Consider the following 23940-nt stretch of genomic DNA (forward strand, 5'->3'; position numbering starts at 1 on the left):
ATTTCTACATGAGCGTTGCTTATGGTATTGCAAAGATAGGCAACTTTAGTCAAATGGCAACACCATAATACATTTTTATTATTCTAATGAACCATTGCGAGATATGAGGGTGCAAGATGAATGTAAAGCCTTTGTAGGGCAGTGTTTGTGTTTTTCCTGTCTAAAACCATTACAATTACAGACTAAAATCATTGCTTTTGCGCTCCAATTTCATTGCTTTTATTGTCCAAAAGCAGTGAGTTTACAAAGTGGAATGAATGGCGATGAAAAAGAACTCAATAGGAGAGAAAAGCGAGTGGGGTATATTGAAGCCGTGAAAGGGTAGGTTTGTGGAGTGATTAACTCTGTAACGTGTGAGATGATAGCATGAAAAAGCTCTCTAACGATCTGAAATCATTAGAGAGCAATTTATTTATATGATGTAACTTTCTATGCCACCAGACGCCAAATAAAGGCGATAAGCATCGTAACGATGATACCTAAGGCGAGCGGAAGCAAGGTTGCAAGAGCCGTCCACTTCACACTTCTCGTCTCTTTATATATCGTATAGATCGTTGTACTACATGGGTGATGCAACAAACAGAACACCATCACACACACAGCAGTGAGCAAGTTCCAACCACCTTTCAATAAAATCATCTTCGTTTGCTCGTCTGTTCCTTCCATTAACACGCCAGATGAGGCGAAATCTGCAGGGCCTAACACCAGCATAGTGAGCATTAATATCGTTGGGATCACAATCTCATTGGCAGGAATAGCTAAGATATAAGCTAAAAGAATAACGCCATTTAAGCCCATTAGCCAGCCAGGAGTGTCTAAGAATGATATCAAGTGCTGAGCAATACTAACGTCGCCCACTGTGATATTACAGGATAACCAAATCAAAGCACCTGCTGGAGCAGCGAAAACAACAGCACGCCAAAGTACGATAAGCGTTCGGTCTATGACCGAGGTGTAGAGCGTTTGCCAGAATTGAGGTGGACGATAAGGAGGTAATTCGAGGTGGAAGGTAGACACTTCGCCACGCAATACCGTTCTCGAAAGCACCCACGAGCTACCAAACATAAAGCCTACTCCCGCCAAAACAACCGCCATCACCGCCAAAAGAGCCACCACATTACTATATTGCGAAGGCACTGCTGCACCTATAAAGAGCGTTGCAAGGAGGATTTGAGTGGGCCAACGACCATTGCAAAGCGAAAAGTTATTGGTGATAATCGCAATGAGTCGCTCTCTACTACTGTCGATAATACGAGTAGAAACCACGCCTGCTGCATTACAGCCAAAACCCATACTCATTGTAAGAGCTTGCTTTCCGTGTGCTCCCGAACGACGAAATAGCTCGTCAAGGTTAAATGCAACACGTGGAAGATAGCCGAAATCCTCGAGTAAAGTGAATAGAGGAAAGAAGATAGCCATAGGTGGAAGCATCACAGACACAACCCAAGCCGTAGCCAAATACACGCCATCTACCATTAAACCCGTGAACCATTCAGGCGAATGCATCGACACAAACAACTCTCTAAGATGTGGATGTGCAAAGCCAATCAAAATCTCATTGAGCCAAGTAGAAGGGTAGTTAGAACCTATTATCGTGAGCCAAAACACGCAACAGAGCAGTGCCACCATGATAGGAAAGCCCCAAATGCGGTGCGTTAGAATGCGGTCGAGCTTGATATCGAATGGAAGTCTACCCCTTTCGTTGCCTTGTTGCACCACTTCTCGGCATATTTCTTCGGCTTGTGCATAGATATCTTCCATCCATTGGTCGTGAAAGTTATTGCCAATTTGCAAGTGAATACGTTCTGCAAGGGCGTTTAATTCAGCGTTACTAAAGCGTTCTTGCACGCTCACATCGCCTTCAATCAGTCTAAAAGCAATCCATTCGGCATTGTGAATGTCAGGAAAATGCTCCTTCACCTTATCCGATAGTTCTTGAATAAGAGTGCTTGTTTGAGCAGGAAGGTTGATGCTTCGATGAGGCTTGCACACATATTCGCCCTTCACCACAGCCCTTGTCATTGCCAAAAGCTGGTCTATTCCTTGTCCAGAGCGTGCCGATGCACCCACAACAGGAATGCCTAAGCGACGTGAAAGCGCATTGAGATTCACCTCAATCTTATTTCTTTTCGCTTCGTCTAACAAGTTAACGCACAGAACTGCTTTGTTGGTGATTTGCAACACCTGCAAAATCATGTTCATATTGCGCTCTAATCGGGTAGCATCTGCCACCATTACCGTTACATCAGGATTGCCAAAGAGAATAAAGTCACGTGCAATTTCTTCGTCTTCACTCGTAGATGATAATGAATAAGTACCAGGAAGGTCCACAATTCGATATGCATCATCTTGATAAACAAAGAACCCTTCGGCCTTACCAACAGTCTTTCCGGGCCAGTTTCCCGTGTGTTGTTTCAAGCCAGTAAGACTGTTAAACACCGTACTTTTACCCGTATTGGGGTTGCCCGCCAGTGCAATTACATATTTAGATTGTATTCCTTGCGTTCCTTTTCGCTGCAAAGTGTGCAGGTTTGCTTGTGCGCAATTGGCGCAAGGACTATTGTTTGTTATTTTGTTCATAGATGAAATTCTTTAGAGTTGTAATTCTTTCGTAAGGTGAGAACTGAATTGGTGCGATAGAAAAACAGAGCTGTTGAGGCCTGTTCTATTGCACATCGTTGGCCACCTTTCTTACGTTTTGAATCAAAATGTATTGTGCTTGGTCGTGTCGAAGGGCAATTGCAGTGCCTCTAACCACGTAAGCTACAGGATTACCCATCGGACTTTTCATGTCAATGGCAATTCTACTGCCTTTCACAAAGCCCAAATCCATGAGCCTACGGCGCAGTGCTCCACGACAAGAAGGCGACAAACCCACAATGGTTGCCTGCTCGTTTGCCTGAATAGTGGTTAGTCGTTGCGCCCTTGTCTCAGGCATCCTCTCGGCTTCTTCCTTCGTTACTTCCACCCTGTTCATCGCCTCTAGTGCAACAAGAGGTAGGCACATCTGCTCGCCTTCGTATTTAAACGAGAACGAGGTGCTATTGATTTCGGTGATATAAATAATCGAGTCCTTGGTTAGTCCCAAATCTGTAATCTGCTTAAACAATTTCTTGTCGTCGTCTTCCACATGCGTAATGCGCCACCAAGTATGCTCTTTCAAAGGCAATTCGCAAGTGTCGTGAGGCATCATTGCAAGCGATTGGGTAGGAATGGGGTCGCCATGAGGGTCGAAAAGAGGGTTGCCTAAAAGAGAGGCAATGCGACTTTGCTCCTCATCTGATATAAGGTGCTCCATACGATGCGCCCTTTCGTGCCATTCTGTGGGTGCATATCCAGAGTGTTCAGCAAGATATTGCTCGTAAATGCGGTGCGCTCTAATCAATTTAAGGGCGTTTCGCTTACCCTTTTCAGTAAGCTCTAACTGCGCACCTGCAGTGATTTCTTTTGTTAAAACAACAGCTCCTATCACCTTTTCCAGTTCTTCTTGAGTAACGTTCAAAATGCTTTTCTGCTTCAAAGCATCTTCAAACGAAAGCGAACCGCCAAGGTTATAAAGTTGTTTTATAAAGTCTTCTTGTAGTTCCTTCTGTCTTTTCTGAGCGTGTTCGTTCAACGAATAGTTCTTGAAAGGCAGTAAAGTAACAAGTTTTTCTATATATTTATTCATCTGTTTCGTTTACTGTTATGATGCAAAGGTACAAATAATATATATAGTGCTTTTATCTTACGAACTCTTTTTTATTATAATGTATAAATAAAAGCAGTGCTTTTGCCGTGTAATGTCAGTGCTTTTGAGGCGTAAAAGCATTGCAATTGCTTGGTAATTAGATAGATATTGCAAATAAAGTGGTAGGCGATTGGCTCTCAATGACTTTGAAAGAGCAATCCAGAAAAAAGGGAAATACACCTTATCCTCATAAATGAGGAAAAAAATCTTCAAATTTTATACAACATTAAAATTAAAATATTATATTTGCCCCATAAACATATTAATTAGCCTATGGATATACGTAAGCTGATAAAAGTGAATACTTTGTTCACCTATCGTCAAAAGGTTGTTGGATTGATAATGTGTGGTACTATTGTAGGTTTGGTTCTGGTGTTTGCCTATTACTTGCGTTTGCATACTTATTTAATAGGAGATGATCCAGGAGCTTGCGTCAATTGTCACATCATGACACCTTATTATTCAACATGGGCACACTCTTCTCACGGAAGAAATGCAACGTGTAACGATTGCCATGTGCCACATCAAAACATCGCAATGAAATACTTTTTCAAAGGAAAAGACGGAATGAAACACGTCGCTTACTTTGTTACTAATTCTGAACGTCAAGCCATTAGAGCCGAAGAAGCATCTTCGGAAGTGATAATGGACAATTGTATTAGATGTCACTCAGATTTAAATCAAGCTGCAGTTAAAACGGGACGAATAGATTATATGGCTGCTAAAAGAGGCGAGGGAATGGCTTGTTGGGATTGTCATCGTGATGTTCCACATGGCGGAATGAACTCTCTTACTAAGACACCGAATGCAGAATCGCAGGTACCTTTGCCTCCAAATCCTGTTCCCGAGTGGTTACAAAAAGCTTTAAAACGATAAACTTAATTCCTAATTAATAACTCAATAGAAAAGAATAGAATTTCAGCTTCTTTTGAATTAAAAAGAAAATAAAGCGAACAATCATTATAATAACTTGAAATCTAAAACTAAAAGAATATGGCAAAGCAATTGAAGAAATGGAAAGGATGGATGCTTTTTGGTGGTTCCATGCTAGTTGTATTTGTGTTAGGACTTATCTGTTTCTCTCTATTAGAGCGCAGAGCAGAGGTTGCAAGCATTTTTAATAATCGCCGAGTAGCGATGACTGACTCTATTGTTTCACAGAATGAGAAGTTCAAAGAGGACTTTCCTAGAGAGTATGAAACATGGGCAATGACCGAAGATACAACGTTTCAAAGTAAGTATAACGGCTCACAAGAGCGAGATATTCTCAAAGCTTATCCCGATATTGTAATTATTTGGGCTGGCTATGCCTTCTCAAAACAATACAATACTCCACGTGGTCACCGACATGCTATTGAAGATATGCGTAAGATTTTGCGTACAGGTAACCCCGGAGTAGATAATGATACCGACATACAACCAGGTACTTGTTGGACTTGTAAGGGCCCAGATGTGCCACGTTTGATGCGTGAAAAGGGTGTAGCAGCATTCTATGGGGCTAAATGGAGCGAGTGGGGAGATGAGAATATGAACACAGTTGGATGCTCAGATTGCCACGATGCACGCACAATGGAATTGAAACCAGCTCGTCCAGCCTTATATGAAGCATGGCAAAGATCAGGTAAAGACGTTAAAAAAGCAAGTCATCAAGAAATGAGATCACTTGTTTGTGCGCAGTGTCATACCGAATATTACTTCGAAAAAGAGAACCATCAGTACCTTAAGTTCCCACAAGATAAGGGCTTAACATGCGAAGATGCTGAGGCTTATTACGATAGTATTGGATTCTATGATTATATTCATCCATTGTCAAAGGCTAAGATCTTAAAGGCTCAACACCCTGGATATGAAATGTTCAAACAAGGTATTCACGGACAAAGAGGTCTGAGTTGTGCAGACTGCCACATGCCTTATATGCAACAAGGTGGTATTAAATTCACCGATCACCACGTGCAAAGTCCTCTTGCAAAGATTGATAGAACATGCCAAACATGCCACAGACAAGATGCAGAAGTGCTTCGTCAGAACGTTTATGATCGTCAAAAGAAGGTGTATGACTTCGCTGTTAAGGTGAATAAAGAACTTGCAACCACTCACTTAGAAGCAGAATTTGCTTGGAAGAAGGGTGCAACTGAAAATGAAATGGCTACTGCTCTTAACGATATTCGCAAGAGTCAATGGCGTTGGGACTATTCTTTAGCAAGTCATGGTGCTGCATTCCACGCTCCACAAGAGGTGATGCGACTCCTTGCAGAATCAATGTCGTATGCTAAGAGCGCTCGTATCGAGATCGCAAGAGTACTTGCTAAGCATGGATTCACAGGTCAAGTGCCTCTCCCAGACATCTCAACTAAGGCGAAAGCACAAGCTTATATCGGTTTAGATATGAAGAGCTTGAACCAAAAGAAGACTAAGTTCCTTAACACCATCGTTCCAAAGTGGATTGAGAGAGCTAAGCAAAAGAAAAGATTTATCACTCAACCTCTTTAATAACAGCGCATCTGTTGCGACCTAAGAGCTCATCCATTGCCCTTCAACGGCACACGTTCTAATCGCAATAGAAACGAAAGAGGAAAAGAAATAATAAGATTACAGAACTCAAACAAATAGATAGTTAACAATGATAGATGTCAGATTGCTTTTCAAAAACCGTGTACAGCAACTGCTATAAAGGTGTTGTTCATTTGAAAGCAGTTTGACATCTATTTCATATTGTGTTCTCAAGAGCTAATAAAAAGAAAAGACGAGCCGCACAAAGATCATCTTTGTGAAAAACAAAAGAGGTGCTATTGCTTTGCAAAACCATTGCTTTTAGTCTGCAAAGTCAATGCAATTAAAGCATAAAAGCAATGCCATTTCAACCCCACCTCAAAACCCTTTGTAGATAAAGGTTGTTCGCCTTGAAAGCACCTGAGCCGTAACTACTCTTGACAAGTTTAATAATAACGAAAAAAGAATGTGGCAAAAACCTTGGAAATTGCGTGAAGGAATCGCCATTGGGTGCGGACTTCTTGTGATAGGAGCAATCCTTCAGTTCATCACAGGAGGAATACTTTGGCAGCTTTTTGCCTTCCCAGCCAATGCACTTGCATTGCTCATCTACCTTTTATTGATAGGAACCGCCTATTGGATGCGTGAGAAAGTCTACTTTATTCGCTATCTCATGAGCACCAAGTCGGCAGCTACCTCTATGCTTTTCGTGGTAGGTCTCACCTTTATCATGGGCTTAACACGTCAGGTTCCCAGTGGAAATAAAGCCGTAGACCCTATCGGTTTAACCAATATGTTGTCGTTTTGGCCCTTCGTTCTCATCTATTTATGGATGACAACCACCGTTGGTTTGGCAACACTTCAACGCCTTGTGCATTTCAAAAAGCAACGTTTTGCCAGCGTTATATCACACTTAGGACTCTTTATTGTTATCGTTTGTGGAACCTTAGGCTCTGCAGATATCCAGAAACTAAAGATGTATTGTATGGCAGGAGAAGCTGAATGGCGTGCAATGGACGAGCATGGACATCTTAAAGAACTGCCTATTGCCATCGAACTGAATCGTTTTATCCTCGAAAAATACCCTGCCGAACTGCAAAAAGTGCGTGCAGATAAGGGTAAAACAACAATGATGAAGATTCCAACTCCAAAGCGATATGCTAGCGATGTGGAGATTTATACCGAAGAAGGAGGCTACTATAAAACCACAATTGAGGTGAACAAGCCCTTCTCAGTCAATGGTTGGAAGATCTATCAGTTTAGCTATGACGAGCGTTTTGGAAAGAACAACACCGTTAGTATCTTTGAGTTAATAACCGATCCATGGCTTCCTTTTGTTTATATTGGTATCGGAATGATGCTCTTGGGCGCTCTATTAATGTTCTTTAGGTTTGGCAAAGAGACCCTAAAAGATAGAAAGGAGAACGATTATTTATGATTTGGGACTATTTTATATACTTCGCTTTAGTTGCTGCTTTGTTATGGATTGCGGGCGCATATCTTGCTTGGCGCAATCGTTTAACACAATCGGTAATAGCTACAAGCATTGGTCTTGTGGTGTTCTTCGCCTACATTTTGATTATGTGGATAACGCTCGAACGTCCTCCAATGCGTACAATGGGAGAGACACGACTATGGTATTCGTTCTTTCTTCCATTGATAGGAATCTTCGTTTACAGTCGTTGTAAATACCATTGGATTCTCTCTTTCTCAACAATTCTTGCGCTTGTGTTCATCGGAGTGAACCTCTTTAAGCCCGAAATACACACCAAAGCCATGATGCCAGCATTGCAAAGTCCTTGGTTTGCGCCTCATGTCATTGTGTATATGTTTGCTTATGCGCTCTTTGGAGCATCTACTCTTATGGCACTTTACATTCTTTTCAAAGCGCATCGACATTATAAAAAGGTGCAAAGCCTTAGTAGTTCTGATGTAGAAACAGCCCCTTTGAACCCCGAAAATGCCGAAACGCCCTGCAATCGCTTTGATGCTTCAGTAGAGTTTGGCATCATCGACGGAATGGTTTGCGTGGGTTGGGCATTCTTAACCATAGGAATGCTCTTCGGATCGCTATGGGCAAAGGATGCATGGGGGCACTATTGGGCATGGGATCCCAAAGAAACTTGGGCGGCAATAACATGGTTTGCCTACCTGCTTTATATGCACTATCGCCTCGTTCCTACGCATAATAGAAAGTATTCGCTTTACATTCTCGTCGTAGGATTCTTACTGTTACAAATGTGTTGGTGGGGAATTAACTACCTTCCATCGGCTCAAGGCACCAGTATTCACACCTATAACAGTTAGAAAAACAACACAGAAACCAATAAACATAAATAATACTCTAATCTATTTTCTCACCCCTTGCCTGGTAATAAGGTAGGGGGTGCCTTGTTTTTGTAGGGTAGATAGCTTGCAAAGCACTTGCAGATGCGATGCAAACAGAGGTGAGATGCAGATGCAAGAGTGTGAGATTAGGTAGAAAAACAAAAACAAGAGCATAACAATAGGCATTTCGATAGAAAGCATTAACTTTGTAGTGGTGATAACGAAGAACCCCCATTTAAACATGAAGATAAACGAAATATCGAGCGAAACAGCGGCTTTTATAGAGCAAAACCTAAAGAGTGATGTGCAAACATTGGCTTTGAAAGGTGCTAAAACCAAAGGTGTTGACATGACTTTTGCCCTTAGTCAGATCAAAGGACACCAAACATCGTGCGCCAAACTGCCTCTTTGGGCAAGTACAGAAGGTATCGTTTTCCCCGTAACACTATCGCTCGAGCAATGCTCTTCGCAACAAACAGCAGAGTATAAAGCGCAACTTCTCAATCGTTTATCAAAGGGGTTAGATGTAGAAAAAATGCCCATTTCATCGCAAAAAGAGGGCGAAAAAGCAACAAAAATACTCAGTTTGACCGATTTAACGGGCGGTTTCGGGGTCGATTTCACGCTCATGGCAAAACAAGTAAACAATTCTTACTATGTAGAACAGCAACAAGTATTGTGTGATATAGCAGAAAACAACTTGCCACTGCTTGGAGTTCGCAACTTTAAAGTGATGTGTTGCGATGGCGAAAAGTATCTAAAAGAAATGAACGGCACATCTTTTATCTTCTTAGACCCTGCTCGTCGTGACGCAAGTGGGGCAAAAACGGTCGAAATAGAGCAGTGCACGCCCAATGTTTTGGCATTGAAAGAAACGCTATTGCAAAAGTGTTGTGTGGCTATTGTGAAGCTTTCGCCTATGTTAGACTGGCATAAAGCACTGAAAAGTCTGAACGAAGGTGCCCCAATAGTGAGCGAAATACACATTGTTTCGGTGCAAAACGAGTGCAAAGAGCTGCTCTTTGTGTTGCAAAAAAACGCTCCACAGCAACCCCAAATATATTGTGTTAACGACCAACAGGTGATGAGTTACAGTCCAACGGATAACGAAGTGGCTCTGCAAACCATTTCTTCTGAAATAGAAGAGCATAGCGAAATGCTCCAAAACCAATATCTCTACGAGCCTAACGCTTCGCAAATGAAGGCGGGTTGTTTTGCTTTTTTGTCACAAAAATATGGTGTTAAGGCACTTTCTGCTAATAGTCACCTCTTTGTTTCGCTCCATTTCATCGAGAATTGGCATGGTAGAAAGTTCAAGATACAAGCTGTTTCAAGTCTAAATAAAAAGGAACTGAAAACCAAATTCGCTGCCTTTACACACGCCAACGTTGCTGTTCGCAACTTTCCGTTGAGTGCTAACGAGCTAAGAAAACGTTTAAAGCTGAAAGAAGGCGGTTCGTTTCTGTTTGGAACAACGCTCGGTTGCAATACGCATATCTTGTTGATGTGTAGCAAAGAATAAACGAAAATCAGCCATTTTATCGGTCTTTTCCTCTCATTTCAAAGTACTTCAAACATTGTTACATCACCAATGTTTTGCCCCTTATTTTTATTGCTTTGCAAACTCAATGCAATTACCAGCCAAAAGCATCGACTTTGCATTCTAAAAGCAATGCTATTGCCAACCAATAACAATGCCTTTGTTGTGTAGGAGGAAAGAACCTCTCTTCAATTGTATTTCTTTCATACCATAAAGGTACAAAAAATATTTAAGAAAACGTGAGTTCGACGAATTCAGAACAAAGCAAGTTGTGTGTCAAAGTTCCTTTGTACATTGATGCGCGGCTTCTTTGGAAACAGACAATAGGCAGCAATAGCCCCTAATAAGTTGACGATGAAATTGTCAAAGCATCTATGTCTGGAGTGTTCCACTTGGACAATGTTTTTAAGTTCATCATTCACCGTTTCTACAATAGCTCTTTTTCTGAGTAATAGTCTGTCAGAAACGTTCATCAAAGCCCCCTTTCTATCGTGAGAAGGGACGATACCGACAATGTATTCGGCAGAGAAATCAACTGAGATGATGCCATATAAGCAATGATAACGTTTTATAGAAACAAACTTTTTGTCTCGTTCTTAAATACAAAGATAAATGAAAAATGTCATAACTTATTTACAAAATCCTGCATTATTTTTGTAAAAAAGCAAACAAATCATCTTGTTCTCTCAAAGGAGTTATAGGGATGCTTCTGTTGTATGATGCCACACATTGTGTTTTATTTCAGCACACTGAAAGCCAAAGGATAACCCACGCCAAATCCAAAGACAAGGGGAGTAAAGTTGGATTAAAAAACACAATAAGTGAGATGCGCTCACAATTCCTATGATTTTGTAGCGTAATCTGAGGCAAAACGCACGACGAAATGAGGCAGATTGCGAGATGATTAACCTCACTTTACATTATATAAAAATAGAGTTAAAGAAGCAATTAATTTCTATCTATTAAGTCTTTTTAATGATAGATTTACGGCAACCTACTTAAAAAATCTATAAATTTGTACCTTATTCTTGAATCATTAGTAAAAGATAATCGGATAACCCATTAGTTAGGTATGAAGAAAGAGATGCTGTTGATGGCTATCATCACGTTGATTGTAGTCACAGGATGCCGCAAAAACAAGGAAAAAAGCGACCAAACGGTCTATGCAGTAACGTCTCCTTGGGTAACCAATACACAAGTTTCAAAAGACTATGTGGCCAATATTGAATCGCGAAAAAACATAGAAGTATGCGCACAGCAGGAGGGAATTCTGCAGCAAGTCTATGTCACAGAAGGGCAACAGGTGCGAGCCGGTCAGCCTCTTTTCCGCATTTCGATTGTTGGAGCGCAACAGAATGTGGCGCGGACAAAGGCAGAAGCCGAGCAAGCACGCATTGAACTGCAAAACACAACAACGCTAACGAGGGGGCAAATTGTTTCGCCCAATGCACAGAAAATGGCTAAAGCGAAGCTCAATGCAGCCTTGGCAGATTATAAATTGGCACAGATTCAAGCACGGTTATGCTTAATCAGCGCCCCATTTACAGGCGTTATAGGGAATCTTCCGAAAAAGATTGGAAGCTTAGTGCAGGGAGGTGACTTGCTCACTACACTATCCGACAACTCGTCACTCAACGTATATTTCAACATCTCTGAACCCGAATATATAGACTATCAGCAACATTCTGCCGAGCGAAACAAACTTCCTTTGACGCTGATTCTTGCCAATGGAAGTGCCTTCTCAGCTAAAGGCTACATCCAAAATATAGCTGGTGAGTTTGACAGTAGCTCTGGAAATATTGCTCTTCGTGCTCGCTTTGCCAATCCGAAAGGCTTGCTTCGAAATGGTGAAACAGGCACAGTGCGCATCAATATGCCTTTACACAATGTGTTGGTAATCCCACAACAGGCCACGTATGAAGAGGAAGACCGCCGTTATGTGTTTGTTGTTGATGGCGCGGGCTATGCACATTCACGTGAGATTAAAGTGGCTTTTGAACAACCAGAGGTGTTTATTATCGCCGAAGGAGTAACTGCCAACGACAAGATTCTATTGAGTGGAGTGCAGAAAGTGCATGATGGTCAACACGTAAAGACGCGTTATTACACACCGAGTGAAGCCATGAAGCGTGTTCAACTGAATGCCGACTAAGGCTTTCAGGTGGCTTTTCATCACACTTTACAACAGAAAAAGGTTCTCACACCATATTATTTCATGATGAGAACAACCATTTATAAGAAAAAAAAGACGCTAATAAACAGTCAATATGTTTCAAAAGTTTATTCGAAGACCAGTACTTGCCATCGTTGTTTCATTGGTAATCGTCTTCATTGGCATTCTTTCGCTGTTCAATTTACCCATTACTCAGTTCCCATCTATATCCCCTCCAAAGGTTAATGTGGTAGCCGATTATCCGGGAGCCAACAATGAACTGATGATTAAGTCAGTGCTTATTCCTCTTGAACAGGCACTGAATGGTGTGCCGGGAATGAAGTATATTGAGTCGAATGCAGGCAATGACGGCGAAGGAGAGATAAACATTGTCTTCAAACTTGGTACAGATCCCAACGTCGATGCTATCAATGTGCAAAACCGAGTGTCGGCAGCGACCAACAAACTACCGCCAGCTGTTGTGCGCGAAGGTGTGAAAATATCTCGTGAGGAGCCTAATATCCTCATGTATATCAACCTATATAGCGATGATCCTAAAGTCGATCAGAACTTCCTTTTCAATTATGCGGACATCAATATCTCACCAGAACTCGCCCGCGTTGATGGCGTTGGAGATCTTGATATCCTTGGAACGAGGAGCTTTGCCATGCGTGTTTGGCTCAAACCTGATAAGCTTACAGCCTATGGTTTGTCTGCAACCGACATCACAGATGCCTTACAACAGCAGAGCATTGAAGCCTCTCCAGGCAAGCTTGGGGAAAGTTCGGGCAAGCATGCACAAAGCTTTGAGTATGTGTTGAAGTATCCGGGACGCTATACAACGCCTGAAGAGTATAGCAATATTGTCGTGAAATCAACTCCTGATGGGCAATTTATTAGACTCAAAGATGTAGCAGATGTGAGCCTCGGGAGTGAGGTTTATGACATATATTCTACGTTGAATAATCACCCATCCGCAGCCATAACACTGAAACAAGCCTATGGATCGAACGCGCGACAAGTTATCCAGAACGTCAAGAAAACAATGGCTCATCTTCAAAAAGACATGCCAAAGGGCATGCATTATGAGTTGAGTTACGACATCAGTAGATTCCTTGATGCCTCTATAGAAAAGGTAATTCACACGCTGTTTGAAGCCTTTATACTCGTTGGTTTCGTTGTATTATTGTTCCTTGGAGACTGGCGTTCTGCCCTCATTCCATGCCTTGCAGTCCCTGTTTCGTTAATAGGTAGCTTCGCAGTCATGAATGCTTTCGGTATAACGCTTAACATGATATCGCTCTTTGCCTTAGTAATGGCGATTGGAATCGTGGTCGATGATGCCATTGTGGTAATCGAAGCGGTCAATGTAAAGATAGCCAAAGAGGGCTTAGAACCTTTGGAAGCCACGCAAAAGGCAATGAAAGAAATCAGTGGAGCCATAGTAGCCGTGACATTGGTTATGGCATCTGTATTCATACCTGTAGCCTTTATGGGTGGGCCAGAAGGCATGTTTTATCGGCAGTTTTCAATCACAATAGCTTCTGGTATCGTGCTTTCGGGCTTCACAGCCCTAACACTTACGCCCTCGCTTTGTGCGCTAATATTGACTCGAGAGCGTGATAACCACATCAAAAAGACGTGGCTTAATCGTGTACTTGATAAGTTTAATGCGAGTTTTGACAAAGGAATCGGCGGCTATCGCAACGTGCTTCAACGCACTGTTTCGAGGAAGATTATCACGCTTCCGCTATTACTTTTGTTCTGCATTGGAGCCTTCTTTATCAACAATTCGTTACCTTCGGGCTTTATTCCTCAAGAAGATCAGGGCATGATTTACGCTGTAATTGAGACACCACCAGGTGCTACTATTGAGCGAACGAATAAGGTTGCACATCAACTTGCGAGTATAATTGCAAAGGAAGATGGCATAGAAAGTGTGTCTTCTTTGGCTGGATATGAGATCCTTTCTGAAGGAACCAGTGCCAACTCGGGTTCGTGTTTGATTAATCTTAAGCCTTGGAAGGAACGCAGTCGGACGGCAAAAGAGATTATCAATGACCTTGAAAACAAGTGTAAACAGATAACAGATGCCAACATAGAATTCTTCGAACCACCTTCTATTCCAGGCTATGGTGCGGCGTCAGGTTTCGAGCTTCGACTCCTTGATAAGACTGGAAGTAACGACTATCATGCTATGGAAAAGGTCAGCAAGAGCTTCGTTTCAGCTCTTAATAAGCGTCCAGAGATAGGCTCAGCCTTTACCTTTTACTCGGCCAGTTTCCCTCAATACATGCTTCGAGTAGATAATAATATCGCCGCACAAAAAGGCATTACACTTGGTACAGCCATGGATAATCTCTCCACATTGATTGGTTCTGACTACGAAACGGGCTTCGTTCGATTTGGTAAGCCCTATAAGGTCATCGTGCAAGCCGACCCAAAATATCGTGCTTTTCCACAAGACTTGATGCAGTTAAATGTTAAGAACAACCAAGGTGAAATGGTGCCTTATGCCGACTTTTTACACATGGAAAAGGTATATGGAATGAGTGAGATGACGCGTCATAATCTATATAATTCTGCTGAAGTTACAGGCTCAGCAGCAGCTGGATACAGTAGTGGTCAGGCCATCAAAGCTATCGAAGAGGTGGCTACTTCGACGCTACCTCACGGCTATGATTACGACTTTGCCGGCATCACTAAAGACGAAGTAGACCAAGGAAACCAAGCGTTGATCATCTTTATTGTATGTTTAACGTTCGTCTATCTCATCCTTTCAGCACAATATGAGAACTTCCTTTTGCCACTTCCAATTATTACTTGTCTGCCCGCAGGCATCTGTGGAACGTTCATTTTCCTAAAACTCACGGGATTGGAAAACAACATCTACGCCCAAGTTGCTATGGTCATGCTGATTGGTTTGCTTGGAAAGAATGCCGTGTTAATGGTTGAATATGCCGTGCAACGCCACAATTTAGGCAGGAGTATACGTGCAGCGGCCATCGAAGGTGCGGCAGCTCGCTTCCGTCCTATACTCATGACATCGTTCGCTTTCATAGCCGGCTTGCTGCCGTTGGTATTTGCTCACGGTGCAGGGGCTATTGGAAACCGAACCATTGGCACGGCAGCTGCGGGTGGAATGCTATTCGGAACATGCTTCGGACTCATTCTTGTTCCAGGCTTATATTATATCTTTGGACGCATGGCCGACCATGTAAAGATGGTTCGTTACCAACGAAACAAGCCATTGACTGAAGAGAAAGACAAACGATATAAACTTGAAAATGATGAAAAGAAATAATATTTTCCTTCTTATTCTGCTTGCCATCGGAGTGTCATCTTGCAAGACGCCCCAAGCGACGCAAGTCAATAGCCGCACACGTTTGCAGCTACCCACGCAATATAATGGTGATACGCTGACGGCGAAGACTACGCCTACGTCATGGAAAATGTTTTTCACCGACCCACAACTCAAGGCACTTATCGACTCCGCTTTAGTCAATAATCAAGACTTAAAGATAACATTGCAGCAAATAGCTGTAGCAAAAAGTGGAATGATTGCAGCCAAAGGAGCCATGCTTCCATCGCTTTCCGTGGGGGCAGAAGTAGGAGTTAGCAAGGCCGGACGATACACAAGTGAGGGTGCCGGTAATGCTTCCACCGAGATGACTCCAGGAAAACTCATCCCCGATCCACTCATGAACTACCACCCGGGCTTTGCCTTTGACTGGGAACTCGACCTCTTTGGCAAGTTGAAGTCAAGCAAAAAAGCGGCTGTCGAGCGTTATTTGGCAACCTTAGAAGGCCAGAATGCCGTGCGCGCTTCACTAATTTCACAAGTCGCAAGCAATTATTATACCTTATTGGCTCTAGATAATAAGCTCACACTTATACGCAAATACATCGATCTTCAGCGTCAGGCGGAAAAGATAGCAGAGATACAAAAGGAGGCCGATAGCGACACAGAACTGGCTGTTGAGAAGTTCAAAGCAGAGCTTGCAAAGGCGCGTTCACAGGAGTTTGTATTGAAACAAGAGATTACTGAATGTGAAAATGCACTCAACTTACTGCTCGGTCGTTACCCAACGCCTATTCAACGAGATGCCAAACAGTTGTTGAATGAAGACGTGAAAATGGTCGTTATAGGACTTCCTTCCAATCTCCTGAGCCATCGACCCGATATCCGTCAGGCTGAACATGAACTCGCTGCAGCTCATTGGGACGTAGAAACGGCGCGCAAAGCCTTCTTGCCTTCGGTAAACATTAGTGCCACTTTGGGACTTGAAGCCTTTAATCCTACCTACCTAACGCGTATGCCAAAGTCGCTCGCTTACAGTGTCGTGGGAGGACTAACTGCACCACTTATCAACCGAAAAGCTATCGAAGCTAACTTCCAACAGGCTGACGCCGCACAGCTACAAGCCTTATATGAATATGACAAAATACTGCTTACAGCCTATTCTGAGGTATGTACGCTGCTGTCAAAGCATAAGAATCTCGTCGCCTATTATGCGCTAAAAGAGGAAGAAGTGAAGACTTTGGAACACTCGGTTGAGGTATCTCGTCAACTCTATATGAACGGACGAGCTACTTATCTCGATGTACTTGGGGCCGAACGCGATGCGCTTGATGCCCAAATGGAACTGCTTGAAACACGCCAACAGCAGCTTTCCTGTGTCGTAGACCTATATAGAAGTCTCGGAGAATAAGGCTCATCAGGTATAAAAGCAAATGATTTTTTTGGAATGATTTATTCGTAATCACTAATTTTCTCAGAGGCAAACATATTAAGACCTCTGCAAAACTCCTCCTATAATTTGTCTTTCTTAAATATTTTTTGTACCTTTATGGTATGAAACAGAAGTTATCCTCTCCCAGTTTTGCTGATCTATTCCTTGGTGAAAGAAAGGTCAAGCAGACATTCTTTTCACAAATAAATACAGTCATTGATTGGGCACCTATTCGTGCTATAATAGAGGTGGCTTATACAAAAGGCTATAAGTCTACCGGCCGGCCCAGCTATGACAGCCTTGTTTTATTCAAGATTGAATTACTCCGCACTTGGTATGGTCTGAGTGACGGAGAAGTTGAAGATCAGGTTAACGACCGCCAGTCTTTTAGCCGCTTTGCAGGTATTGGCATGGAGGATATTGTTCCTGATAGTATTACCGTGTGCCGCTTTCGCAACATTCTTGTTGAAGCAGATTTGTATGATACGCTTCTTGCGGAGTTTAATCGGCAATTGGAAGCTAAAGGAATCATTGTTAAGCGTGGTGCCATTATTGATGCCGGCATTACGAATACTCCCCGCCGCCCCCACGGACGTAAGAGCTATGAGGTCGTTGAGGATAGAAAAGAGGATGAGAACATAGAGGCTTCTGAGAAAGCCATGCTCAAAGAAGTTGTCAGGCCTAACGTAGATACAGAAGCCCGTTGGGTAAAGAAGATGGGAAAGCTCCACTTCGGTTACAAGCGTCACACGGTAACGGATGAAAACGGAATGGTGCTTGCCGAGGAAACGACAGCTGCCAATGAAAGTGATATGAAACACTTAGAAACACCTCTGAAGAAAGCCAAGCTACCACGGAAAGCACTTGTTTATGCCGATAAAGGATATGACTCGATGGAGAACAAAGAAACCCTCAAACGTATGAAACTTAAATGCCGTATCATGCATAAGGGAACAAGAGGACATGAAATTACTGAAAGGCAGCAGCGTATCAACGTTGCGAGAAGTAAGATACGCTACAAAGTAGAACGTTCCTTTGGTTCTATGCATAGATGGTTTGGTGCTGGAATAGCAAGATACGTCGGACTTTCAAAAACACATGCGCAGCATATTATGGAATCCATTGCCTACAACTTATACCGAACGCCTGGGATTATTGTGTCAAATTCTATCAGATAATATGAAAATACACCGATAAAAGATTGTTATCTACTCAAAAAGTAACTTTCAACGGCATCTTTTGGTCAAAAATATTCATTCTTCTAAGAGTATATGGGTGAAAATTGAGAGGATAGTAGGTTTTGCAGAGGTCTCATAATAATTTTTCAATGTAATTTATAGAAATCAATATTCTGTAAAGAAAATGATAATAATACCATCTTAAAGTAGAGAAATGTAGGGAAAAAGCAGTAACTTTGAAACCCAAATACAAGTATGTGTAAGACAATAATATGTTTCTTAGGAAGCATAAAAGCTCGATGAAACATTATAAGGCGGAGTTTTGGAGTTGTATTATTCAGAATGTTATTTCCTAGTGATGCAACAATACAACCAAGTTACGCACAACAATCTTGTGTAAACAAAAGAAACGAATGGTAAAGACGGCAGAAACATATCATATACCAGTGCTTTTGAACGAAAGTATTGATGGATTAAATATTCAACCGGGTGGCATTTATGTTGATGTTACAATGGGTGGAGGCGGACACTCGCATGAAATTCTAAAGCGATTAGACGCTAATGCACACCTTTATAGCTTCGATCAAGATGCCGATGCCGAAGCCAATCTTAAACAAAATCATGGCGACGACCTGTTGAATGATGAGCGTTTCACCTTCGTTCGTTCTAACTTTAGATACTTAAAGAATTGGATGCGCTATCATGGTGTAGAGCAAATAGACGGCTTGTTGGCAGATCTTGGGGTGTCGAGTCATCACTTCGACGATGAAAGTCGTGGTTTCTCGTTTCGCTTTGAGTCGCCTCTTGATATGCGAATGAATAAACGTTCGTCTAAAACTGCTGCCGACATCGTGAACAACTACACCGAAGAAGCATTGGCAGACATCTTCTATCTCTATGGAGAACTAAAGAATTCACGCAAAATAGCATCGCTTTTGGTGAAGGCAAGACAAGAAAAAAAGATTGAAACAACGGGCGATTTTATTGCTGTTGTAGAGCCTTTGTTTAAAAGAGAACGTGAAAAGAAAGACCTTGCAAAGCTGTTTCAGGCTCTAAGGATTGAGGTAAATGGTGAGATGTCGGCTCTAAAAGAATTGCTAACAAGCGTTGTTGATATTCTAAAACCAGGCGGTAGACTGAGCGTTATCACTTATCATTCGCTCGAAGACCGCATCGTTAAGAACATAATGAAAGCAGGAAATATAGAGGGAAAGATTGAACAAGACTTCTTTGGACGCATCAACACGCCGTTTAAACTCATCAATAACAAAGTGATTGTGCCCACAGATGAAGAGCAAGAGCAAAACCCTCGCAGTAGAAGTGCAAAACTAAGAATTGCAGAAAAGAAATGAAAGAGACAGAAACAAATAAGCCTTTGGAAGTGATCGACGTGGTGGAAATACCACAAGAAGCACTTGATGAGGCGGCAAAGAAACAACAAACAGCGAACAATAACGCTGCTAACGACACCCAAGAGCCCAGCGAAGAGCTACCTACTCTAAAGGAAATCATAGAGAATAGGGCCATTGAAGGCGAACGCCCAATGAGCAAAAACTTTACGCTTCAAACGGTATTGGGTGGCGATATCCTTACTGCTGCCATTCTTCGACGCCAAATTTGGCTCATAGTGCTTATCACTTTCTTCGTCTTTCTATACATTGCCAATCGTTATAGATATCAACAACAAATGATTGAGTATGACAAATTGAAGAAAGAACTGCAAGATGCAAAGTATAAAGCCTTGTCGAGTAGTAGCGAATTGACCGAGAAAAGCCGTGAAAGTAACGTGCTCGAGATGCTTAAAAGCTATAATGATAGTACGATAAAGATAGCAAGTGAACCCCCATATATCATAACAATTCCAGAAGAATGAGCAAGTTTAATTATAAAAAAGTAATCCCAAGATACAAAGCTTTTGTGTGGGTTATGGTGCTGTTGTGCATTAGTGTACTTGTGAAAGCAATGTATATTATGACTGCTCAGCGTGGATATTGGATGCAAGTGGCCGACCGTGTGAAACGCGATAGCGTGCCAGTGAAGCCTACAAGAGGTAATATTTTGAGCAGTGATGGCCGTTTAATGGCGAGTTCTCTGCCCGAATATAAGATATATATGGACTTTAAAGCTGTGAAAGAGGCTAAAAATGACTCGCTATGGCATGTAAAGCTCGATTCTATCTCAAAGGGATTGAATCAAATCTTCCCTTCTAAATCAGCTCAAGAGTTTAAGGCTTATCTTCAAGAAGGATATAAAAAGGAAAGCCGTCACTGGCCTATTTGGCCCTCAAGAGTAAACTATAACGTGTTTACCGATGTGAAAGCGCTTCCTATTTTTCGCTTAGCTCAATATAAAGGAGGATTCCATTTCGAGGAATTTAACGCCCGTCAGCGTCCTTATGGCTCGTTAGCTGGTCGCACAATAGGTGAGATGTATGGTGCAAAAGACACCGCTCGCTTTGGTTTAGAGCTGTCTTATGACTCTATTTTGCGTGGAACTGATGGTATTAACCACCGTAGAAAGGTGCTAAATAAATTCTTAGACATTCCTGTAAAGGCTCCTATCGACGGCTTAGACATCGTTACTACGATCGATGTTGGTATGCAAGACTTAGCCGAACGCTCTGTTATCAACGAGCTAAAGGAAATCAATGGTAACGTAGGAGTGGCCATAGTGATGGAGGTTAAGACTGGAGATATCAAGGCAATAGTGAACATGGAGCGTTGTGGTGATGGTCAATATCGAGAAAGAAAGAATCATGCTGTGAGCGATTTGCTTGAACCTGGCTCGGTATTTAAGGTTGCTTCGATGCTAGTTGCATTGGATGATGGACATGTAGACACCTCTTATGTGGTCGAAACAGGCGGAGGTGTGTGGCCAATGTATGGTAGAGAGATGAAAGATCACAACTGGAGACGTGGCGGTTACGGCACAATTAACTTCACAAAGTCCCTTATGGTGAGCTCAAACATTGGAGTTAGCCGTATAGTTGATAAGTTTTATCACGACGATCCCGTACGTTTTGTGAAAGGAATATATAGAACTGGTCTTGCAGATGATTTGCATATCCCTCTCTTAGGTGCTTCTCCTGCCCGAATAAGAATGCCTAAAAAGGCTGCAAATGGACAGTGGTTGAACTGGAGTAACACCGCATTGCCATGGATGAGTATTGGTTATGAAACACAGATACCACCTATTTCAACACTAACTTTCTACAATGCGATAGCCAATGGCGGTAAGATGATGCAGCCAAGGTTCGTTAAACAAGTAGTAAAGAATGGCGAAGTGATTCAGGAATACCCACCTAAAGTATTGCGAGAGCAGATTGCAAAGCCTCAAAGTATTAGTAAAATGCGAGACGTTTTAGAGTATGTTGTGACCTATGGATTAGGAAGAAAGGCCGGAAGTAAGTCCTTTAAGGTTGCAGGTAAGACGGGAACGGCTCAGATGTCCAAAGGAATTGCGGGCTATAAGTCTGGAATGGTAGACTATTTGCTTAGCTTTGCGGGCTTTTTCCCAGCCGATAACCCCCGCTATAGTTGCATTGTTTGTATCCAAAAGTCGGGTCTTCCAGCTTCAGGAGGTGGTATGTGCGGTCCTGTTTTCCATCATATTTCAGAGGGAATCATGGCTCAAGACATCAAATTAGATATCAAAGATGCTCGAGACTCATCGTCAGTTCTTATCCCAGAGGTAAAGATTGGCAATGTATTATCAAGCACTTATGTTTTAGATAAGTTAGGCATTAAAACGCAATCGCCATGGAGCAGCGTGCCAACCAATAGCAAACCCGTTTGGGGAAAGGCACAGAAAGCAGGTCAAACAGCCCTTCGTTTAGAGCGAATAAAGCAGTTTGGAAGCGCATTTGTACCCGATGTAATCGGCATGGGTGCACGAGATGCAGTGTATTTGTTAGAGAGTAGAGGCGTGAAAACACGCATCATAGGACGAGGAAAGGTAGTGAAACAGAGCCTATCAGCAGGACATCGCATTGTGAAAGGCTCTATTTGCGAACTCACTTTAGACTAAACCAGCAATCAAATCAACGCCCATTCGTTTGCAGAGGCTTATCCTTCTAAATACAGAAGGGCGTTAAGAAGAAATAAAAAAGGAATCAAGTAAAATACGAAATATGATAATAAGTAAGCTTATTTCAGGCATTAAACCAATCAATATCATTGGTGATGTCAACAAAGAGATAGTCGGTGTAAACATCGATTCACGCAAAATAGAAGCTAATCACTTATTTATTGCCGTGAAAGGAACACAAGTTGATGGACATCGTTACATCGAAACAGCCATTGAAAAAGGCGCTGTCGCAGTGTTATGTGAGGACCTTCCTGAAGAAAAAGCAGCCCATGTAACCTACATTCAAGTACAAGATACCACCCAAGCAGCAGGCGTTGTTGCCACAGTTTTCTATGGAGAACCCTCTAAAAAGGTGCAGTTAGTAGGCGTAACAGGCACCAATGGCAAAACAACAATCGCCACATTATTATATAACTTGTTTAGAAAATTAGGCTACAAGTGCGGTCTATTGTCAACCGTTTGCAATTATATTGAAGACGAAGCAGTGCCTGCCGACCACACAACTCCAGACCCTATCGCACTCAATTACTTATTATCTCGAATGGTAGAAGCAGGCTGTGAGTATGTATTTATGGAGTGTTCGTCTCACGCAATCGCCCAAAAACGCATCGCAGGACTACACTTTGCAGGCGGAATCTTCACCAATCTCACCCGTGATCACTTAGATTATCATAAGACCTTCGAGAACTATCGAGATGCAAAGAAAGCCTTCTTCGATAGCTTACCCAAAACTTCTTTCGCCATAACTAATGCAGATGACAAGAATGGAATGTACATGGTGCAGAACACAAAGGCGACAGTTAAGACCTATAGTACACGCTCTTTGGCCGATTTTAAGGCACGAATCATTGAGTGTCACTTTGAAGGTATGTACCTAGAAATCGACGGAAGAGAAGTAGGCGTGCGCTTTATCGGTAAGTTTAACGTAAGTAATCTGCTCGCAGTGTATGGTGCTTCGGTGATGCTTAAGCAACAACCAGAAGATGTTCTCCTTGCACTTAGCACCCTACATAGCGTTAGTGGTCGTTTAGAACCTATCTATTCGCCCGAAGGATTCACCTGTATTGTAGATTATGCACATACTCCCGATGCCCTCGAAAACGTGCTTTTGGCTATTCACGACGTGCTAAATGGCAAAGGAAAGGTGATAACTGTGTGCGGAGCAGGCGGAAATCGAGACAAAGGAAAGCGTCCTTTAATGGCTCAAGAAGCTATTAAACAAAGCGATAAGGTGATTTTAACCAGCGACAACCCACGTTTTGAAGACCCACAAGACATTCTAAACGATATGAAAGAAGGCTTGAACAACGCTCAGTTGAAGAAGACTTTAACCATAGTAGACCGCAAAGAGGCTATCAGAACCGCTTGCTCTTTGGCGCAAAAGGGCGATGTTGTGTTGGTAGCAGGAAAGGGACACGAAGACTATCAAGAGATAAATGGAGTGAAACATCACTTTAACGATAAAGAAGTTCTATACGAAATATTTCAGAACGACTAATCGTTTTCGTGGCAGTTGATACCTTGCTCCGTCGCAGTGTTTATCGCATCAGAGCATCATATCCTATCTCTCGCCAAAACACCTTTTAATCGTTGGCTTGCAAACTCATTGCTATTGGCGTGTAATTGCATAGCTATTGAGGTGTAAAAGCAATGCAATTGGGGTGCAAACTCAATGCAATTAGAAACTGCCCACCAATCATTTA

General features: G+C 42.3%; 15 protein-coding genes and 1 pseudogene. 13 read left to right on the forward strand and 3 right to left on the reverse strand.

Annotation, left to right across the window (positions count from 1 at the left end; genetic code table 11):
• Positions 1 to 429 precede the first annotated feature (429 nt).
• Both feoB and A3GM_RS0105385 read right to left on the reverse strand, forming a co-directional pair.
• Positions 430 to 2580, reverse strand: a complete 2151-nt coding sequence (gene feoB, locus A3GM_RS0105380; protein WP_018362371.1) for a ferrous iron transport protein B — start codon at positions 2578 to 2580, stop codon at positions 430 to 432.
• Positions 2581 to 2665: 85 nt separating this feature from the next.
• Positions 2666 to 3670, reverse strand: a complete 1005-nt coding sequence (locus A3GM_RS0105385) for a metal-dependent transcriptional regulator (RefSeq protein WP_018362372.1) — start codon at positions 3668 to 3670, stop codon at positions 2666 to 2668.
• A 333-nt stretch (positions 3671 to 4003) separates the two neighbouring features.
• Here A3GM_RS0105385 and nrfH point away from each other — a divergent pair, with 333 nt between their 5' ends.
• From nrfH to A3GM_RS0105410, 5 genes are all read left to right on the forward strand, one after another.
• The gene (nrfH, locus tag A3GM_RS0105390; RefSeq protein WP_018362373.1) at positions 4004 to 4606 is read left to right on the forward strand and encodes a cytochrome c nitrite reductase small subunit; all 603 of its coding nucleotides are present in this window, start codon (positions 4004 to 4006) and stop codon (positions 4604 to 4606) included.
• A 117-nt stretch (positions 4607 to 4723) separates the two neighbouring features.
• A complete protein-coding gene (gene nrfA / locus A3GM_RS0105395; protein WP_018362374.1) occupies positions 4724 to 6220 on the forward strand; it encodes an ammonia-forming cytochrome c nitrite reductase in 1497 nt (498 codons plus the stop codon).
• Between the two features lie 466 nt (positions 6221 to 6686).
• Positions 6687 to 7658: a cytochrome c biogenesis ResB family protein gene (locus tag A3GM_RS0105400; RefSeq protein WP_018362375.1), complete on the forward strand. Its 972-nt coding sequence runs from the start codon at positions 6687 to 6689 to the stop codon at positions 7656 to 7658.
• The gene (ccsA, locus tag A3GM_RS0105405; RefSeq protein ID WP_018362376.1) at positions 7655 to 8527 is read left to right on the forward strand and encodes a cytochrome c biogenesis protein CcsA; all 873 of its coding nucleotides are present in this window, start codon (positions 7655 to 7657) and stop codon (positions 8525 to 8527) included. Before A3GM_RS0105400 ends, ccsA begins: the two co-directional genes overlap by 4 nt.
• Positions 8528 to 8789: 262 nt before the next feature.
• The gene (locus tag A3GM_RS0105410; RefSeq protein WP_018362377.1) at positions 8790 to 10070 is read left to right on the forward strand and encodes a THUMP-like domain-containing protein; all 1281 of its coding nucleotides are present in this window, start codon (positions 8790 to 8792) and stop codon (positions 10068 to 10070) included.
• A gap of 272 nt (positions 10071 to 10342) precedes the next feature.
• Here the strand turns inward: A3GM_RS0105410 and A3GM_RS0105415 are convergent.
• Positions 10343 to 10573, reverse strand: a pseudogene (locus A3GM_RS0105415) (transposase); the annotation flags it as partial.
• 587 nt (positions 10574 to 11160) lie between these two features.
• Between A3GM_RS0105415 and A3GM_RS0105425 the strand changes: the two are divergent.
• The 8 genes from A3GM_RS0105425 (at position 11161) to A3GM_RS0105460 (ending at position 23735) form a co-directional block, all read left to right on the forward strand.
• Positions 11161 to 12240 (forward strand): efflux RND transporter periplasmic adaptor subunit, encoded by a 1080-nt coding sequence (locus tag A3GM_RS0105425; protein WP_018362379.1) that lies wholly within the window; start codon positions 11161 to 11163, stop codon positions 12238 to 12240.
• Between the two features lie 115 nt (positions 12241 to 12355).
• Positions 12356 to 15544, forward strand: coding sequence for an efflux RND transporter permease subunit (locus A3GM_RS0105430; RefSeq protein WP_018362380.1), 3189 nt, complete (start codon positions 12356 to 12358; stop codon positions 15542 to 15544).
• Positions 15528 to 16952 (forward strand): TolC family protein, encoded by a 1425-nt coding sequence (locus tag A3GM_RS0105435; protein ID WP_018362381.1) that lies wholly within the window; start codon positions 15528 to 15530, stop codon positions 16950 to 16952. The genes A3GM_RS0105430 and A3GM_RS0105435 overlap by 17 nt, the downstream gene beginning before the upstream one ends.
• A 143-nt stretch (positions 16953 to 17095) precedes the next feature.
• Positions 17096 to 18151: an IS5 family transposase gene (locus A3GM_RS0105440; RefSeq protein ID WP_018362382.1), complete on the forward strand. Its 1056-nt coding sequence runs from the start codon at positions 17096 to 17098 to the stop codon at positions 18149 to 18151.
• Positions 18152 to 18564: 413 nt separating this feature from the next.
• Positions 18565 to 19503, forward strand: coding sequence for a 16S rRNA (cytosine(1402)-N(4))-methyltransferase RsmH (rsmH, locus tag A3GM_RS0105445; protein ID WP_018362383.1), 939 nt, complete (start codon positions 18565 to 18567; stop codon positions 19501 to 19503).
• Positions 19500 to 20024 carry an FtsL-like putative cell division protein gene (locus A3GM_RS11760; RefSeq protein WP_018362384.1) on the forward strand — a complete coding sequence of 175 codons (525 nt, stop codon included), beginning with the start codon at positions 19500 to 19502 and terminating at the stop codon, positions 20022 to 20024. Before rsmH ends, A3GM_RS11760 begins: the two co-directional genes overlap by 4 nt.
• Positions 20021 to 22177 carry a penicillin-binding protein gene (locus tag A3GM_RS0105455; protein WP_018362385.1) on the forward strand — a complete coding sequence of 719 codons (2157 nt, stop codon included), beginning with the start codon at positions 20021 to 20023 and terminating at the stop codon, positions 22175 to 22177. The genes A3GM_RS11760 and A3GM_RS0105455 overlap by 4 nt, the downstream gene beginning before the upstream one ends.
• 103 nt (positions 22178 to 22280) lie before the next feature.
• Positions 22281 to 23735, forward strand: coding sequence for a UDP-N-acetylmuramoyl-L-alanyl-D-glutamate--2,6-diaminopimelate ligase (locus A3GM_RS0105460; protein WP_018362386.1), 1455 nt, complete (start codon positions 22281 to 22283; stop codon positions 23733 to 23735).
• Positions 23736 to 23940: the final 205 nt, after the last annotated feature.

The organism is Hoylesella nanceiensis DSM 19126 = JCM 15639 (assembly GCF_000379965.1).
Lineage (GTDB): Bacteria > Bacteroidota > Bacteroidia > Bacteroidales > Bacteroidaceae > Prevotella > Prevotella nanceiensis.